The 15,944-nt window shown below is 69.7% G+C and carries 18 protein-coding genes and 4 pseudogenes; 11 read left to right on the top strand and 11 right to left on the bottom strand.

Annotated elements, in window-relative coordinates; translation table 11 throughout:
• Positions 1-7: 7 nt before the first annotated feature.
• Genes AQI95_RS38830 through AQI95_RS38815 form a run of 4 tightly spaced genes read left to right on the top strand, consistent with a single transcriptional unit; the run spans position 8 to position 3,182 of the window.
• A complete protein-coding gene (locus AQI95_RS38830; protein ID WP_079071818.1) occupies positions 8-949 on the top strand; it encodes a metal ABC transporter ATP-binding protein in 942 nt (313 codons plus the stop codon).
• Positions 936-1,844, top strand: a complete 909-nt coding sequence (locus AQI95_RS38825) for a metal ABC transporter permease (RefSeq protein ID WP_067135321.1) — start codon at positions 936-938, stop codon at positions 1,842-1,844. Before AQI95_RS38830 ends, AQI95_RS38825 begins: the two co-directional genes overlap by 14 nt.
• Positions 1,841-2,710 carry a metal ABC transporter permease gene (locus tag AQI95_RS38820; RefSeq protein ID WP_067135319.1) on the top strand — a complete coding sequence of 290 codons (870 nt, stop codon included), beginning with the start codon at positions 1,841-1,843 and terminating at the stop codon, positions 2,708-2,710. Before AQI95_RS38825 ends, AQI95_RS38820 begins: the two co-directional genes overlap by 4 nt.
• Before the next feature lie 13 nt (positions 2,711-2,723).
• Complete coding sequence (locus AQI95_RS38815) at positions 2,724-3,182, top strand: Fur family transcriptional regulator (protein WP_067135317.1); 459 nt, start codon at positions 2,724-2,726, stop codon at positions 3,180-3,182.
• A 60-nt stretch (positions 3,183-3,242) separates the two neighbouring features.
• Here the strand turns inward: AQI95_RS38815 and AQI95_RS38810 are convergent, their stop codons facing one another.
• Together AQI95_RS38810 and AQI95_RS38805 are read right to left on the bottom strand one after the other, a co-directional pair.
• A complete protein-coding gene (locus AQI95_RS38810) occupies positions 3,243-3,950 on the bottom strand; it encodes a cation efflux transmembrane domain-containing protein (protein ID WP_067135494.1) in 708 nt (235 codons plus the stop codon).
• Positions 3,951-3,952: 2 nt separating this feature from the next.
• Positions 3,953-4,288, bottom strand: a complete 336-nt coding sequence (locus AQI95_RS38805) for an ArsR/SmtB family transcription factor (RefSeq protein ID WP_067135492.1) — start codon at positions 4,286-4,288, stop codon at positions 3,953-3,955.
• Between the two features lie 109 nt (positions 4,289-4,397).
• On the opposite strand from AQI95_RS38805, the gene rpmF reads away from it, so the two are divergent.
• The 3 genes and pseudogenes from rpmF to AQI95_RS38790 all read left to right on the top strand — a co-directional run bounded on the left by rpmF (position 4,398) and on the right by AQI95_RS38790 (position 6,693).
• Complete coding sequence (rpmF, locus tag AQI95_RS38800; RefSeq protein WP_067135315.1) at positions 4,398-4,568, top strand: 50S ribosomal protein L32; 171 nt, start codon at positions 4,398-4,400, stop codon at positions 4,566-4,568.
• A gap of 6 nt (positions 4,569-4,574) precedes the next feature.
• Positions 4,575-5,748 (top strand): annotated as a pseudogene (locus AQI95_RS49965) (GTP-binding protein).
• Positions 5,749-6,120: 372 nt separating this feature from the next.
• A complete protein-coding gene (locus tag AQI95_RS38790) occupies positions 6,121-6,693 on the top strand; it encodes an AAA family ATPase (RefSeq protein WP_244188998.1) in 573 nt (190 codons plus the stop codon).
• Here AQI95_RS38790 and AQI95_RS38785 read toward each other — a convergent pair.
• The 8 genes from AQI95_RS38785 to AQI95_RS38765 all read right to left on the bottom strand — a co-directional run bounded on the left by AQI95_RS38785 (position 6,680) and on the right by AQI95_RS38765 (position 12,184).
• On the bottom strand, positions 6,680-7,165 hold the full coding sequence (locus AQI95_RS38785) for a DUF5994 family protein (RefSeq protein WP_067135311.1): 486 nt from the start codon (positions 7,163-7,165) through the stop codon (positions 6,680-6,682). The two genes, AQI95_RS38790 and AQI95_RS38785, sit on opposite strands and share 14 nt — an antisense overlap.
• A 283-nt stretch (positions 7,166-7,448) precedes the next feature.
• Positions 7,449-7,721, bottom strand: coding sequence for a hypothetical protein (locus AQI95_RS38780; protein ID WP_067135309.1), 273 nt, complete (start codon positions 7,719-7,721; stop codon positions 7,449-7,451).
• A gap of 43 nt (positions 7,722-7,764) precedes the next feature.
• A complete protein-coding gene (locus AQI95_RS38775; RefSeq protein ID WP_067135307.1) occupies positions 7,765-7,962 on the bottom strand; it encodes a hypothetical protein in 198 nt (65 codons plus the stop codon).
• 7 nt (positions 7,963-7,969) lie between these two features.
• Positions 7,970-8,506, bottom strand: a complete 537-nt coding sequence (locus tag AQI95_RS45630; RefSeq protein WP_079071817.1) for a DUF5994 family protein — start codon at positions 8,504-8,506, stop codon at positions 7,970-7,972.
• A gap of 237 nt (positions 8,507-8,743) precedes the next feature.
• Positions 8,744-9,499 (bottom strand): transposase, encoded by a 756-nt coding sequence (locus tag AQI95_RS49395; RefSeq protein ID WP_244188986.1) that lies wholly within the window; start codon positions 9,497-9,499, stop codon positions 8,744-8,746.
• Positions 9,500-9,761: 262 nt separating this feature from the next.
• Complete coding sequence (locus AQI95_RS49390) at positions 9,762-10,049, bottom strand: transposase (RefSeq protein WP_482255596.1); 288 nt, start codon at positions 10,047-10,049, stop codon at positions 9,762-9,764.
• A gap of 84 nt (positions 10,050-10,133) precedes the next feature.
• On the bottom strand, positions 10,134-10,469 hold the full coding sequence (locus tag AQI95_RS49385; protein WP_079071815.1) for a hypothetical protein: 336 nt from the start codon (positions 10,467-10,469) through the stop codon (positions 10,134-10,136).
• Between the two features lie 176 nt (positions 10,470-10,645).
• Positions 10,646-12,184 carry a flavin-containing monooxygenase gene (locus AQI95_RS38765; RefSeq protein ID WP_067135305.1) on the bottom strand — a complete coding sequence of 513 codons (1,539 nt, stop codon included), beginning with the start codon at positions 12,182-12,184 and terminating at the stop codon, positions 10,646-10,648.
• A 192-nt stretch (positions 12,185-12,376) separates the two neighbouring features.
• Here AQI95_RS38765 and AQI95_RS38760 point away from each other — a divergent pair, with 192 nt between their 5' ends.
• Positions 12,377-13,399, top strand: a complete 1,023-nt coding sequence (locus AQI95_RS38760) for a Rieske 2Fe-2S domain-containing protein (protein WP_079071814.1) — start codon at positions 12,377-12,379, stop codon at positions 13,397-13,399.
• Positions 13,400-13,711: 312 nt separating this feature from the next.
• Here AQI95_RS38760 and AQI95_RS49375 read toward each other — a convergent pair.
• Positions 13,712-13,858: pseudogene (locus tag AQI95_RS49375) on the bottom strand (ATP-binding protein); the annotation flags it as partial.
• Positions 13,859-14,442: 584 nt separating this feature from the next.
• Between AQI95_RS49375 and AQI95_RS50455 the strand changes: the two are divergent.
• The 3 genes and pseudogenes from AQI95_RS50455 to AQI95_RS50450 form a co-directional block, all read left to right on the top strand.
• Positions 14,443-14,861, top strand: a pseudogene (locus tag AQI95_RS50455) (PP2C family protein-serine/threonine phosphatase); the annotation flags it as partial.
• A 148-nt stretch (positions 14,862-15,009) separates the two neighbouring features.
• Positions 15,010-15,729: an IS3 family transposase gene (locus AQI95_RS46830; protein ID WP_425264956.1), complete on the top strand. Its 720-nt coding sequence runs from the start codon at positions 15,010-15,012 to the stop codon at positions 15,727-15,729.
• Positions 15,726-15,821: pseudogene (locus AQI95_RS50450) on the top strand (hypothetical protein); the annotation flags it as partial. The gene AQI95_RS46830 and the pseudogene AQI95_RS50450, both read left to right, overlap by 4 nt.
• Between the last annotated feature and the right edge of the window lie 123 nt (positions 15,822-15,944).

Below are 15,944 nucleotides of genomic sequence, written 5' to 3'. Positions count from 1 at the left end.
CTGAGCCGTGAACCCGATAGCGAAGGCTCGCGAGGCCGTCAGCACCCACGGCGCTCCGGCCATCCCCAAGCATCGAACCGCAGGCCACGACTCCTCCGCGGACACGGCGAACACCTCAGTGGTCGCGCTGCGCGGCACCGCCGTGCGGGTCGGCGGCCGGACACTCTGGTCGGGGGTGGACCTTCGCATCGGGGCCGGCGAGTTCACCGCCGTACTCGGCCCCAACGGTGTCGGCAAGTCCACCATGATCAAGGTCCTGCTCGGCGCGCTGCCCGCGGCGGCCGGTGACGTGCGGGTCCTCGGGGCCCGGCCGGGACAGGCCAACGACCGCATCGGCTACCTTCCCCAGCGCCGAAGCTTCGACGCCACCCTGCGCATCCGCGGCATCGACGTGGTGCGCATGGGCCTGGACGGTGACCAATGGGGCGTGCCGCTGCCGTTCCCGAGCGCGCGTCGGCGGGCCGACCGCGCACGCATGGACGAGGTGATCGAGTTGGTCGGGGCGACGGCGTACGCGCACCGGCCGATCGGGCAGTGTTCCGGCGGCGAGCAGCAGCGCCTACTGATCGCCCAGGCGCTCGTCCGCAGGCCCGAACTGCTGCTGCTGGACGAGCCGTTGGACAGCCTCGACCTGCCCAACCAGAGCGCGGTCGCCGCGCTGATCGGGCGCATCTGCCACCAGGAGGGCGTGTCGGTGGTCATGGTCGCCCACGACGTGAACCCGGTACTCCACCACCTGGACCGGGTGGTGTACCTGGCCGAGGGCGGGGCCGCCACCGGCACTCCCGGCGAGGTCATCACCTCCGGGACGCTGACCCGGCTGTACGGCACACCGGTCGAAGTGCTGCGAGCCTCCGACGGCCGACTGGTCGTGGTGGGCCAGCCGGAGGCGCCCGCGCTTCACATCGACCGGCACGACACCCCCGGGAGCAATCATGACGCTCGCTGAGACGGGGGCGCCGGCCTGGTCGTGGAACCTCCTCTCCGACTTCCAGGAGATGTGGTCGTACCCGTTCATGGTCAACGCCTTCCGCGCGGGCGCGGTCGTGGCCGTGGTCTCCGCACTCGTGGGATGGTTCGTGGTGCTGCGGCGCCAGACGTTCGCCGCGCACACCGTCTCCCTGGTCGCCTTCCCCGGCGCCGCGGGAGCAGTGCTGCTCGGAGTCAGCGCGGTCTACGGGTACTTCACGCTGTGCGTGGCCGCCGCCCTGGTCATCGCGGCCCTGCGCGGCGGCGGTGACCACCATGAGTCCGCACTCACAGGGACGGTACAGGCGTTCCTGATGGCTTCCGGCTTCCTGTTCATCGCCCTGTACAGGGGGCTGTTGGAGGGGCCGCAGACCATCCTCTTCGGCACCTTCCTGGGGATCACGCCGTCGCAGGTGACCATACTGATGGCGGTCGGTGCGGTGGTGCTCGCGGTGCTGGCTGTGATCGGGCGGCCGTTGCTGTTCGCGTCCATCGACCCGCGGGTCGCCGCCGGGCGCGGGGTGCCGGTCCGGGCCCTGTCGGTGGTCTTCCTCGTCCTGCTCGGAGTAGCCACCGCCGAGGCGAGCCAGATCACCGGGACCCTCCTGGTCTTCGCCCTCATGGTGATCCCGGCCGCCACCGCGCAACTCCTCACCGCCCGCCCGGCGCTGAGCCTGGCCCTGGCCGTGCTGATGGCGTTCGCCGCCACCTGGCTCGGCCTGACGGCCGCTTACTACTCGCCGTACCCCCTGGGCTTCTTCGTGACGTCCATCGCCTTCGCCGGATACCTGCTCGCGCTGGGCTGGCGTTCGCTGCACGCCCTGCTCGCGAGCCGGATCGGCGCCCGGCTCACCTCCGCGCAGGTGGGGGCATGACCGTCCTCCTCGCTACCTCCCCACTGTCCCAGCCGTTCTTCCAGCACGCCCTCCTCGCCGGGACCGCCATCGCGGCCGCCTGCGGACTGGTCGGCTACTTCCTCGTCCTGCGCGCGCAGGTCTTCACCGGCGACGCGCTCAGCCACGTCGCCTTCACCGGCGCGATGGCCGCCCTCGCCTTCGGCGCGGACCTCCGCCTGGGCCTGTTCGCCGCGACCATCGCGATGGCGCTGCTCTTCGGCACCCTCGGCCGCCGCGCCCGCCCCGACGACGTGGTCATCGGCAGCGTCTTCTCCTGGATCCTGGGCCTGGGCGCCTTCTTCATCACCCTCTATACGACCTCCCGCAGCACCACCAACAGCACCGCCGGCGTCAGCGTGCTGTTCGGCTCCATCTTCGGCATCTCGTCCCCCAGCGCGGTCATCGCCGCCCTGGTGGCCGTCGGGGTCGGCCTGCTGGTGGTCCTCATCGCCCGACCGCTGCTGTTCGCCACACTCGACGAGGCCGTCGCCGCAGCCCGCGGGGTACCGGTCCGCCTGCTCGGCTACGGCTTCCTCGCCCTGGCCGGGATCAGCACCGCCGAAGCCACCCAGGCGGTCGGCTCCCTGCTCCTGCTCGGCCTCCTCGCCGCCCCCGCGGGCGCCGCGATCCGGCTCACCGACCGCCCCTACCGGGCCCTCGCCCTCGCCGCCGCGCTGGCGGTGCTGGAGATGTGGGCCGGGCTGTTCGCCTCGTACGCGGTACCGAGAATGCCACCGAGCTTCGCCATCATGGCCGTCGCCACGGCCGTCTACGCCGCGACGTTCCTGATACGACGGCCCGCCTCCGGTCGTCGTACGCGAACCGCCGTCCCCACCGGCACATGAGCGAAAGCACCCGATGGAACGCAACCGACCAGCCGCCCCCACGCCCTTAGCCGACGTTACGCTGATCGGCCGCCACACCCAGCAACGCGCGGTCGTCGTCAAGGCGTTCATCCGGGCCGAGGGATTCGTCGGCGCCCAGGCACTCCACAACCGGCTCGCCGCCGACGGCTCACCGGTCGGCCTGTCCACCGTCTACCGCACCCTGACCGCCCTGGCCGACGCCGGCCGGGCCGACATGGTCCGCGACACGAGCGGCGAGCGCCTCTTCCGCTACCGCCCCGGCCCCGACCACCGCCACTACCTCCTCTGCACCGAATGCGGCCTGAGCCGGCCCGTCGACTCCGGCCCGGTGGAGGACTGGGCGGACACCATCGCACGGACCTCCGGCTTCGCGAACGTGCGGCACACGGTCGAACTTTCCGAGGTGTGCCCGGACTGCGGCCGACAACGTGCGACGGCCGAACACCGCTGAACGCGAGCGTCAGGCTCTCTCCGGCGTAACGCGCCCGGCGTTCTGGGCGTCCGTCGGAGGTCAGTCGCAGCAGCCGAACGCTTCGCCCGGCTCCGCACGGACAGCCGGCATCCCAGCGGACACAGAAGGGGCGCAGCAGCCCTTCCCCCGCCAGGCGTCACTGCCTTCCTTGACGGCGACGGCGGCGATGACGAGGGCGGCGATCGGATCGGCGGAGGACCACCCGAGTGCGGCGTTGAGGACCAGGCCGGCCAGGAGCACCGCGGACAGGTATGTGCACAGCAACGTCTGCTTGGAGTCCGCCACCACCGAGGCCGAACCGATTTCGCGCCCGGCCCGGCGCTCGGCGGCGGACAGGACCGGCATGACGGCCATGGAGAGGGCGGCCAGCACGATGCCCGGCAGGGAACGGTTGGCCTCGCCCATGCCGGTCATGGACCGTACGGCGTCGGCGGTGACGTAAGCGGCGAGCACGAAGAACGACAGCGCGATGATCCGCAACGCGGTCTTCTCCCTTGCGTCGCGCATCGCGTGATCGCGGGCGGAGAACTGCCAGGCGACAGCGGCGGCGGAGGAGACCTCGACGACAGAGTCGAGGCCGAAGCCGATCAGCGCGGTGGAAGAAGCCGTGGTTCCGGCCGCGAGGGCAACGATCGCCTCGACGGCGTTATAGGTGATGGTCGCGGCCACCAGCAGCCGTATCCGCTTGGCAAGGGTGCCTCGCCTGGCCGGGTCGGGGCCGAGAGGCATGGATGTCGCTGCGCTCATCGTCAGCAGCACCCCTCTTCGTCGGCGTCGGCACACGTCCGGTCGCCCTCGACGGCGACCACAGCGGTGCGCAGGTCGTCGAGCGCGTGACCGAGGCGTTCGTCGGCGAGTTCGTAGCGGGTGCGGCGGCCGTCGGGGACGGTGACGACCAGGCCGCAGTCGCGCAGGCACGCCAGGTGGTTCGACAGCCTGGTGCGGGAGACGTCCAGCACGTCGGCGAGGTCGGCGGGGTAGGCGGGTGCTTCACGCAGGGCCAGCAGGACGCGGCAGCGGATCGGGTCCGCGAGCGCCCGGCCGAACCTGGCCAGCACCTCGACGTCGGAAGCAACAGTCAGCACGTTCCTCACTGTACATAGATTCCTGAATTCATGAATCTATGAATCCTTGAATGGTAATGGTATTCGTTTTCATGTAGCCTCGACGTGCTCACCAACTAGGAGGACCTCCATGGCTGTTCCCAAGCGGAAGATGTCCCGCAGCAACACCCGCCACCGCCGCGCCCAGTGGAAGGCGGCCACGCCGACGCTCGTCCCGGTCGTCGTCGATGGCGTTTCGTACCTGGTGCCCCAGCGGCTGGTAAAAGCGTACGAGCGCGGGCTGCTGCGCCCGGAGGGCTGATCGTTCATGCCGTCCGACCGACTGCCCGTCACTGTCCTGTCCGGATTCCTCGGCGCGGGCAAGACCACCCTCCTCAACCACGTCCTCGCCAACCGCGAGGGACTGCGCGTGGCCGTCATCGTCAACGACATGAGCGAGGTCAACATCGACGCCGCCCTGGTGCGCGGCGGCGAGGCGGCTCTGTCGCGCACCGAGGAACGCCTCGTCGAGATGACCAACGGCTGCATCTGCTGCACCCTGCGCGACGACCTGCTCCAGGAGGTCGACCAGTTGGCCCGTGAGGGCCGCTTCGACTACCTGCTCATCGAGTCGTCCGGTATCTCCGAACCCATGCCGGTAGCCGCCACCTTCGCCTTCGCCCGCGACGACGGCGCCGCCCTCGGAGAGATCGCCCGCCTGGACACCATGGTCACGGTAGTCGACGCCGCAGGCTTCCTGCCCGAACTGGCCGGCGGCGACGAGCTCGCCGAGCGCGGCCTCGACCAGTACGAGGACGACGAACGCACCGTCAGCGACCTGCCTCATGGACCAGATCGAGTTCGCCGACGTCATCGTCCTCAACAAACTCGACCTCGTCGACAAGGCGACGGCCGACCTGCTGGGAGCGACGCTCACCCGCCTCAACCCGGCCGCACGCATCATCCCGGCCGTCCACGGCCGCGTGAAGGCCGGCGACGTGCTGGGCACCAGGCTGTTCGACCTGGAGCGCGCCCAGCAGGCTCCCGGCTGGGTGCGAGAACTCAACGGCGACCACGTCCCCGAGACGGAGGAGTACGGCATCTCCTCGACCGTCTTCCGCTCCGAACTGCCCTTCCATCCCGGCAGGCTGTGGACGTTCGTGACCGAGAAGCTCGACAGCGGCGCGTACGGGCAGATCCTGCGCTCCAAGGGCTTCTTCACGCTGGCCAGCCGTCCGCACGTGACGGGCCTGTGGTCACAGGCCGGCTCCGTCGCACGCTTCGAGCCCTCCGCCGCCCGCGACACCGGCAGCCCGGACGCCCAGGAACTGGTCTTCATCGGCACGCACCTGCACTCGGACGCCCTGCACGCGGCACTGGCCGACAGCCTTATGGCCACTGGCGAGCACCTGCCGCCCACGGACCCGTTCCCCGCCTGGGACACCTACGGCATCGACGACACCTGCGAGCACGAGCATCCGGAACTCGTGGCGGGCGCCTGAGGACCCCGGGTCGGGCGGTGAACGCAGCCACGGCACCGCCCGGCCCGGCACGGACACCAGCGCCCGGCTGTGCCGGCAGCCTTCAGGGCTCGGCGGATGTCGTCGGGCGACCGCGCCGATCGCCTGGTCCATCACGGCATGCGAGGTGACGGCCTCCTGGAACCGGCCCCGCGGCAGATGCTCGCTGCCTGTATCCCTCCGCCAGTGTCATGCCCTGAGGGGTCACCGGCAGAGGTCATGTCGACGCCCTGATGGGGCAGACTGCGGTGGCTTACCACCGCCTGAGTTCGATGTCAGATCCCGCGGCTGTCCCGCAGCCGTCTCTGCTATCGGGAGCTGTAGGGCAGGCGTGCCATCTCGCGTGCGTTCTTGATGCTGGCCCATCCCGAACTGGCCGCCCAGCACGGAGTGGAACTGCCACGGGCGGTGATGCTGTTCGGCCCGCCCGGGACCGGCAGGAGCACGTTCACGCACGCGATCGCCAACCGCCTGGGATGGCCCTTCCTCGAACTGTTCCCCGCCCGTCCGGCCGCCGAGTACGGCCTGGCGACCGGGCTGAACCGGCGCTTCGACGAGATCGCCCGGCTCGACAACGTCCTCGTCTGCATCGACGAGGTCGGGGAGATCGCCGGCGAACGCGGCGGCGCGGACGCGACCGCTGTCGGCGTCGTCAACGAACTGCTGAAGGCGATCGTCCGGTTCCGAAGCCAGGACGGACGACTGCTCGTCCAGCGAGGGATCCACCCCCGCCGACATCGCCCATGCGGTGCGCACCGTCTCCCAGGCCCAGCTCGAGCGCACCTTCGACACCGGAACCCGGACCATCCCATCACCGACGACCATCTGAACACGATCCGCGACACCACGCCTACGGTCAGCGCCGCCATGGCACAGGGATTCTCAGTAGACGGAGAAATCCGCGACGGAGGCTTCAGGTCGGCGTAGGTGGCATGTCGCCACCCGTGTCGATGAGGATCTGCTTGGCCTCGGTGACGTTGTCGGCCCGTACGGCCCTGGCCATCGCGGCGCGTGCCGCGTCGGGCGACGTGTCCGGAGGGACCAGCATCAGGGAGAAATGGTCCCGCTCGCCCCGGGTGATGAGGACGGTGTCGTCACCGACCGGGAAGGAATCGATGTGGACGACTCGGCCGTCGACCATCACCCGGGTAGGCAGTTCGTCCCAGGCGCTGCCGTCCAGACCGACCCGGGTGACAGGTCCGAGGTGCTCGGTCAACGCGGAGATCAGCGAGGGGAGCTCGGCACCGATGTCCCGGGACCGCGGCCACCATGCGCCGTCCAGGATTCCCTCGCGTGCGTGCGTCGTCTCCAGCCGCAGCAGGGCCGTCCCGGGTTTCACCGACCGGTGGACGGCATCCGGCAGAAGCCTGGGGAGGTCGGGGGTGTCTGAGTCGGCCATGGTGTCCGCCCGTCCGCAGAGAGCAGTGCGACCGCAGAGCGTGCGACCGCGATACGGCCCTGTTACTCACGGTACTCCGTACGACGCTTGCGCGAGCGCTCCGCCGCAGGGCGCGGTTACGGAAACAGGCAACGGCTCCGGCGTAGACCCGCCGGAGCCGCCCTTCCGGGTCATTGCACGTGAGAGTGCGCCGACCCGCTTTCCACGGTACGCCAAAGGGATTAATCCGACATGAACAATCCTCGCGAAAGTTCACTTCGGTCCGAGAAGCCGACGCGGCTGCTCAGCCACGCCCCTCCTCTTCAGTCTCCATCTGGCGGATCCCCTGGTGCGTCAGCGTGATCATCGCGGGCGTGTTGCCCCTCCCCCAGTCCACGACGACCCAGCCTTCGCCCGCCAGGTACATGCAGGCAGCGGCCATGTCCTGCTCAGGAATACCGAGGTCGTTGCGGAGCTTCGCCCCATCGACGCCCAGGAGGCGATTGCCCTCGGCGGCTTGGTACAGGGCCTGCATGATCCTCTCGCGGTACGTCTTCCGGTCTCGCAATATCGCCATGACATGCCTTCCTCCACCGCCCCCAGCCGGGCCCGAGCCGATGTCAACCGCGGTCGCTGTCACCGTTGGGCATGTCGGCGGCCCGTCGGCGGTGCCTCCGGAGCCGGCGGCCGATCCCCGGCAGAGCATCGCTGTAGTGGAAGGCAGCGATCCGTTCGCTGTGCTGAGCGTTGAGCCGGTGGATGAGAACGACTCCGACGGCGATCACGACAAGCAACACAGCCACGGCAATGACAGTCATGGTCCTCTCACCTCCGCTCGCCGGCGGGCAAACGCCCTGTCGAACCGATGGGCCGGGGCAGGGACGACGGCCGACCTGCTCCGCCGTCGGTCTCCCACGCTTCTTCCCTGATCCGGGCATCGATCCTGTCTGCTTCTTCCGCCCGGGCCGGGGCATCGATGCCGTGGCCCGCCATCAGCTGCGCGGCGGCATCCGCACCGGTTTCCGGTGGAATCACCAGCACGTCTCGGCGGCCATCGGCGGAGAAGAAGGTCAGTCTGTGCGGATCCTGCTCTTCGGTGGACCAGCCCACACGCACCGTGCGTCCGGCGACGGACACCCGACGCGGGATCACGGGCCAGTAGGCCGGGTGCACCGTGATTCGCGTAATGCGACCCCAGAGGTCGCCCAGTGCGGCTGTCAAGGGTGGCAACTCACGCGTGAGGGCACGGGAACGAGGCCACCACGTGCCGTCCAGCCCGCCCGGCGCGGGCGTCAGGGACAGGCGAGCCGGCAGCGACGGCGCGCGCCTGCCCGATGTCGTACGGTCGATGGTCACGGACATGGCGCGAACCTGCCCCCGGGCTCGCGATCGGCCCGGCGTTTTCGATCGCCGGAAACGGCACCCGCAGCGTAGCCGGTGCACGAAGAACTCCCGGTGCCTTCACACTACTCCGCCCACTGACCCAAGAGGCCGCGGATGACCTGGCATTTTCCTGCCTTCGGGACCCGGTCCCGGGTGCCCGAGGCGCACCTTGTCCGTGCCAGTCCTTGACTCTGTCGGGGATCTTGACAGTCGAGGTCAGGTGCCGGGGGTTCGCCAGGACTTCGACCGGTGGATCCCCTGCTGGTCCAGGAAGGTCTGGAAGGCGGTCGGCGGTCTCGGGGAAGAGGTTTCCTCGGTCACTGGCCGGCCGCTGAGTCGTTCGATGTTCACGGCGACGGCCGTGAGTACGTGCTGCAGGTGGGCATTCGGCTGTCCTCGGGAGCGGCAGCGGCGCATGCCGTGTCCGTGGGCGAACTCGTCGATGGTGCCCTCCACTCCGGAGCGGACCGCGTAGCGCACCTTCCACTCGGGTGTCTGCTGCTCGGTGCGGACGCGGCCTTGCAGGTCGCGCAGTTCTCGCGGAGGAAAGCCCACGTTGCGGGCGCTCTCGCGGGTGGGGTTGCCCGGCAGCGGCCCGCTGACGGTGACCCGGTGTTCCCGCTCGGCTCGTTCCAGGTGGATGAGAGAGGCGTCGCCGCCGTCGACCAGATGCTCGGCGGGCAGCAGTCCGCGCCGCGCCAGCCGGGTATGGATACCGGGCAGGGCCTGGGCATCGTTCGTGGCGGCCGAGGTGGTGGCCACGTCCGTGATCACATTGACGCTGTCGGAGGCACACGTCTCGGTGACATGGGCCGCGAACCCCTTCCAGCTGATGATGTGCCCGTGCCGGAAGTAGCGCGCCGTAGTGTCGTAGGGAGAGACCATCGCCGAGGAGGAGAGCGGCAGCCCGCCGTCGTCAGCAGTGCGCCAGCGCAGGCGGCCCGTCTCGTCACGGTAGTAGTTCTGCACCATGATCTGCCGCAGGGCCTGGACCCCGGGACCGAACGCACGGCCGGTGCGCCGTGCCAGCGCAGATGCTCCAGCAGCCGGACGGCGTCGTCGCCGGTGGTGTCGATCCTGGTCTTGGGCCGGGTGGGGTTCTTGCCCAACCGGACCGCACGGCCGTAGCGGCGCCCCCAGTCCTCGTCGACCAGACCGACCAGCAGATGCCCGGCGGTGCGGGCCACTTCTTCGAGCGCGGCCCGCACCGCCTCGATGACCAGCTCCAGTCGAGTCAGGTCGCGCACCGCGGCCAGGACGTGGGTGGAGTCGGTGCGCTGCGTGCTGCGCTCGCGCACCAGTCCGGCCTCCTTGAGCCGCGCCAGTGCGAGGTCCCGGAGGCGGTCGGCCCGGTCGCCTCGGCCAGGCGCTCGCGGAAATCGGCCAGCACGCTGTGGTGGAATCCCGGATCGTCCAGCTCATAAGCCATGGCGTACTTGGAGTCGATGCGGCGGCGCACCGCCTCGGCCGCCTGCCGGTCCGACAGACCGAGCAGGAACTGCAACACGCAGACGGTGGCCAACTGGGCGGGCGAAAGGCCGGGGCGTCCGTCACGCGGGTACCAGCCGACGAAGTCCTCGTCGTGCCACAGTCCGTCCAGCCGGTCTCACACCCACATCGCCGTCGTGCCGCCCGGGTTGCTCGCCCGCGCGATCTGCGCGGTCAGGGACGGGACTTGCTCACCGGAACGGGGACAGACAGTGAGCAGCTGCTGTCCGCAGCAGATGTCGACTTCGTCACCAACCTCCACAACGAAGCGATGCCCTTGGTCGTTCTGCTGCAGCCGCGAGACACGTCGGACCTGGTCGCCCGGACGCGGCCGTGCACCTGAGTTGTCGGAGGAACCGCTGTCCGGGGCCAGATAGAGGCCGACACCGGCCGCCAGCCAGTGCGGCGACTCCGGAGCCAACACTGTGGAGCAGGCCGTCGCGGCGCTGGCCACCCGCGCCCTTCGCCCCTATGCCGTGGACAACGTACGCGATGGCATCAGCGCTCTGCGACACCGCGTGACACCGGTACGGCCCCGCCTGTCGACGGCGACGCGCCCTTCACCGTCTGGCGCCGCTGGGATTCGCCAGTCCTGCCCGCCACCGCGATGTCGACGGGCGTAACCGGGACCTACTGGAGTCGGCTCGAAGGGCGAGCCGACAGCCCATCCCGCTCGGCGCCGACTTGGGCCGGCAGTGGTAGCGACCAGGTGTAGACCGCCGGGTCGAAGGAGTGCAGGCGCTTGACGAGCCTGGCGGTCGACCAGGGCCAGCAGAAGGTGTTGATGCCCGGGAGGCCGAAGTAGTAGCCGGCGGGGCCGGCGGCGTTGTAGACAGTGTTGCGCAGCGCCTCTTGCAGGGCCTGCTGGTGGGCTGCTTCGGCCTCGGGCTTGACATCCAGCGTGGTCGCCCCGCTGGTGCGCAGGTGGTTGAGCGCGGTGGTGATGTAGCGGAGTTGGGCTTCGAGGACGGTGGGGACGGCGGTGGTGCCGGTGAGCAGATTCGGGCCGATGAGCAGGAAGAGGTTGGGGTATCCGCTGACGCTGGTGCCCAGGTAGGCACGGCGGCTGTCGGCCCAGGTCTGGGCCAATGTGCCGTCGGTGCCGTGCAGATGGGGGGCCAGCGGGATGTCGCCGATGTGGTATCCGGTCGCGAGGACGATGATGTCGGCGTGGGTGCGGGTGCCGTCGGCGCCGATGACGTCGGAGCCCTCCACGGCGGTCACGCGGGTGGGATGCAGCCGCACGTTGGGCCGGGTGAGGGCGGCGTAGTAGGTGCCGGAGGTGATCAGGCGGCGGCCGCCGAAGCGGTAGTCCGGAGTGAGGGCCCGGCGCAGGGCGCGGTCCCTTACCGAGGTACGCAGATGGAAGCGGGCCAGGGCTTCCAAGGGCCGCAGCAGGTGGGGGTGACGCAAGGGTACGCCGATGGCCTCCTGGGTCCAGTGGTGCAGGCCGCGTAGTGCGCGGCGTGCTGCCGGGTGGTGTTCGAAGAAGCGGTGGAGCCCCGGAGGGAGGGGGTAGTCAGGTTTCGGAAGTACCCACTGTGGTGTGCTCTGGAAGACATCGACATGAGCCGCCTTCGGCTGGATCTCGGGCAGGAACTGGACGGTGGACGCTCCGGTGCCCACCACTGCCACGCGCCGTCCGGTCAGGTCGACTTCGTGGTTCCAACGGGCGGAGTGGAAGGCGGTGCCCGGGAAGGTGTCGAGGCCGGGAATGTCGGGATGGCGGGGCCGATGCCAGGGGCCGGTGGCGACGATCAGGGCGCGGGCGGTGTACGTGCCCGACGTGGTCTGCAGGTTCCAGCGGTGCGCTTCCGGCTCCCAGCGGCTGCTCAGCACCTCGGTGTCGTAGCGGATCGCCTCGTCCGCGCCGTGTGTCACCGCGGTGGTGTCGAGGTAGCCGAGAATCTCCGACCGGTCGGCGAAGCCCCGGCTCCATGAGTAGGGCGCGAAGGAGTATTCGTACAGCACCGACGGTACGTCGCAGCCGCATCCGGGATAGGTGTTGTCACGCCAAGTCCCGCCGAGGCGACCGGACTTCTCCAACACGACGACGTCGTTGAAACCGGCCCGGCGCAGCGCGATCACAGCGGCCACGCCGGAGAGGCCGGCCCCGATGACGACGACTTCCGCTTCATGACGAAGATTGTCGATGCTGTCGTCGGCCACCAGCGTCCGCCCCTGTCTGCCTCGGGAGCATCCCGGCGCTGATGCCGAACCGCCCCCAACCACCTACTCAGAGCGACCGATCGTAGTGTCACCCGCGATCACCTGTGGTGATATGACCGGTAGATACCTCATAAGAGTGATCTTGCTGTGTGTGCTGAATGCAGTGCGTCTTCCTGTGTTTGGCTGCCGACCATGACGATGAGGGACGAACTGCCCAGGTCTCGCAGTCCTCACGCCGCCGTCGACGAGCCAGCGCGGCATCTGCCCTACCCCAGTGGCTGGTTCTGCCTGGCGCGTTCACGAGACCTGGCCCCCGGCAAGGTCCTGACCCGCCGATTCATGGACGAGGACATCGTCCTCTACCGCACCCGCGACGGCCGGCCCCGCGCAGTGCATCCCTACTGCCCACACCTGGGTGCCCATCTGGGAGCGGGCGGCACGGTGGAGGGCCAGAACCTGGTATGCCCTTTCCATCGCTTCGCCTTCGCTCCCGATGGCACCTGCGTCGGCACGCCCGACGGCCCGCCCCCGCGCGCCCGTCTGCAGCACCACACCATCAGGGAGCGCAACGGCTTCCTCTTCGCCTGGTACGAACCGGATGGCGCTCCACCCGCCTGGGAAGTCCCCGGCACCGCCCAGCCCGGAGTCGTTCCGACAGCCGCCTGGAGCACAGAAGTGCACACCTACGCCCAAGAGATCATCGAGAACACCCTCGACTACCGGCATCTCCCGGTCCTGCACCACGTCGCCGTGCAGGAACTCGACCCGCCGACGGCCCAAGGCCCGCTCCTGCGCATGCGTCTGCGCCTCGGGCCGGACCGGCCTCCTGCCCTCAGACAGAAGGTCCAGGCCGACCATACGTTCCTCATGGCGGGGCTGGGATATCTCCGCGTCGAGCTACCGCTGCCCCCGCTCGGACTCGTCAGCTACCTGTGGGCCATGCACACACCGACCGGGCCCCGACGCACCCAGATGCTGGTCGCGACGGCCTGTGCAGACATCCATAGGCAGGACGCCACTGGAGTGTCCCTCCCGCGGCGCGGCCTGCACCGGGCCTTTGCCCACGCGATACTGCGCACCGCGGTCAGCAAGGTCCATCAGGACCTGAGGATCTGGAACACCAAACGCTACGAGCCACGACCCCGCCTCGCCGCGAGCGACGATTCCATCGGCTTGTTCCGCCACTGGGCCCGCCAGTTCTACCCGGCGCCGTGAGGGAACCTGATGGTGCCCGCGGATGGCTTGTCCCAGTGGCCGCAGCAAGGTAGACACTCCACCCGGTGCAGCGAACGCCTTGGCACGCCCTGCCGGCCCAGCACGGGATGCCGGCCCCGGAAAGGGAGTCGATGATGCCCTGGGCGCGGGCCGTACGGACGTCATCGACTATCGGGCGGTACGGGCGAGGCCCGGGCAAGATTCAGGAACGCACGGCCTCTGCCCGGTGCATGCAGCCGTTGCTGGATCTGCGTGATACCCCGCTGGCTGAAGCCGAGGATGAGCGTGGGCGCTTTTCGTGTTCGAGGTCGGCTACGCGGCGCAGCGGGGGATGTCCTGTTCGGTCCAGATGCATTTGCCGCCGTGCAGGTAGCGGGCACCCCAGCGTTCGGAAAGGGCGGCGACAAGTTGCAGGCCGCGGCCGCCCTCGTCGGTGTGGGCGGCGTGGCGGATACGGGGCCCCCATCGACGACCGGCTGCTGGCCGTCAACAGCCGGCCCACTGACAGCACCGGAGGTCCGCCCGGCAGCGCGACCACCCTGCGCGGCGCCACGGAACTACGCACACTTACCGGACGCGTGGAGGTCGCCCGAGGCCGCCTCGAACTGCCGTGCGACGCCAGCGGGACCATCAGGACCACCCTGGACATCGAGCGTACCGCCGACGAACTCGCGCAGACCCTCGTACCAGGCTTCGCCGACTACACCACCGTCGGCCTCGCCGAACCGGTCCTCGACGGTGACGCCCCCGTACCCGCCGCGCTCGGCGCCGCGGTCAAGCTACGCCGGGTGGCCGTGCGGGGCATCCGCGACGATCACCCCTTCTACCGCAAGGGCGAACTCATCAGCTTCGCCGCGCCCAGTCCTCCCGCCCGAGGCTGCAGGAAATCGCCCGCCCGCGCATCGATCTGCATCGACAACGCCCACCGCTGCACCCGCGAACACAACACCGCCGTCACACTCCAGCACAGCCTCCTGCCCCGCAGCGTGCCAGAGCAGAACGCCCTCGACATCGCCCACCGCTATCCGCACGCCGCTGCCACCATGACCCGCCTGCGCACCGCCGTACAGAACTTCTCGGCCCTCGACATGCCACCCGACGAACTCCCCGCCCGTCTCGACGATTTCGTCATACTGCTCGACCAGGAAAGCACCGCGGCCGGTCGCGAACCCGTCATGATCGGCGCCACCCGCCGCTACGCCCTCTACGCCCTCTACGCCCTCTACGCCCTCTACGATCCCACCACCGGCATCTGCGAGCTCGCACGCGCAGGCCACCCACTGCCAGCCCTCGTCCGCCCCGACGGCACCGCGGACTTCCCCAGCCTGCCCGCCGGCCCCCGATCGGCCTTGGCGGCATGCCCTTTCAGGGCGCCCGGCTCCGCCTGCCCGAAGGCAGCAGCCTCGTCCTCTGCACCGACGACGTCGTCCAGGGCCGCCAGCGCGACATCACCACCGGCCTGACCGCTTTGCGCACCGCGCTCACCCGCACCGGGCGCACACCACAGCAAACCTGCCAGGAAGGCATCGCCCACTGGGACATCCCCCTCCGACCCCGCCGCCGTCTCCGTCGCCCGGGACGACGCCACCCGGCAGCTCGCCGAGTGGGGCGTGCCGGAAGCCACGTCGGTCAGCGGGGAGCTCATCATCAGCGAACCGGTCACCAATGCCATCCGCAACGGCACCGCTCCGATCACCCTGCGCCTGCTGTACGACCGCGTGCTCACCTGGGAAGTCTCCGATACCAGCAGCACCGCACCCCACCGAAGAACGGCCGCCGGACCGGGCCCTGCTGATCGACATCGATGGCATTCCCGCGATATGACTCGGTGCCCTCGCACTTCTGAGAGAGACGACGAAGTAGCCGTGCGCTACGCGTTCATCGACGCGGTGAAGGCCGCCGAGACCTACCCCAGTGATCACGGTGCCACCCTGACGTGCAGGGTGCTGGGCGTGTCTCGCTCGGGCCATTACGCCTATGTCGCCGCGCGTCCGGCGGCCGAGGAGCAGGCCCGCCAGGAACACAAGCTGGTCGCCGAGATTCGGCACATTCACGACGCGTTGCGGCGAGCCTACGGAGCCCCGAGGATCACGGCCGCGCTGCGGAGGAACGGGCACCACGTCAACCACAAGCGGGGCGAGCGGATGATGCCTGAGCACGGCATCCGTGCGATCACCCGCCGCCGACGCCGCGGCCTGACTCGGCCGGACCGGAAAGCGGCCCCGTCACCTGATCTCGTCGGAGACTCCACCTCCGTCCAGCCCGGCGCGAAACTGGTCCCCGACATCACCTGCCCATGCCGGCCCGCTGGTGACATCTCGCCACGGTGATCGACCTGGCCACCCGTGAGGCCGTCGGCCGTGCGACGGCTGACCATCATCGGACCGAGCTCGTCGTCGACGCGCTGAGGATGGCCGTCGGCCGGGGCGGGCTGAAAGAGGGCTGCATCGCGCGCTCGGATCGCGGTTCGGAATACACAACCGCACCCGCCCGTGGCAACATCCCGTCCACGGATACGTCACTCCGATCGGAACCAGGGTCCGGG

The sequence above is a fragment of the Streptomyces yokosukanensis genome, from assembly GCF_001514035.1.
GTDB lineage: Bacteria > Actinomycetota > Actinomycetes > Streptomycetales > Streptomycetaceae > Streptomyces > Streptomyces yokosukanensis.
Note: the sequence above shows the minus strand (reverse complement) of the source record. Positions and strands in the feature narration are given on the sequence as shown.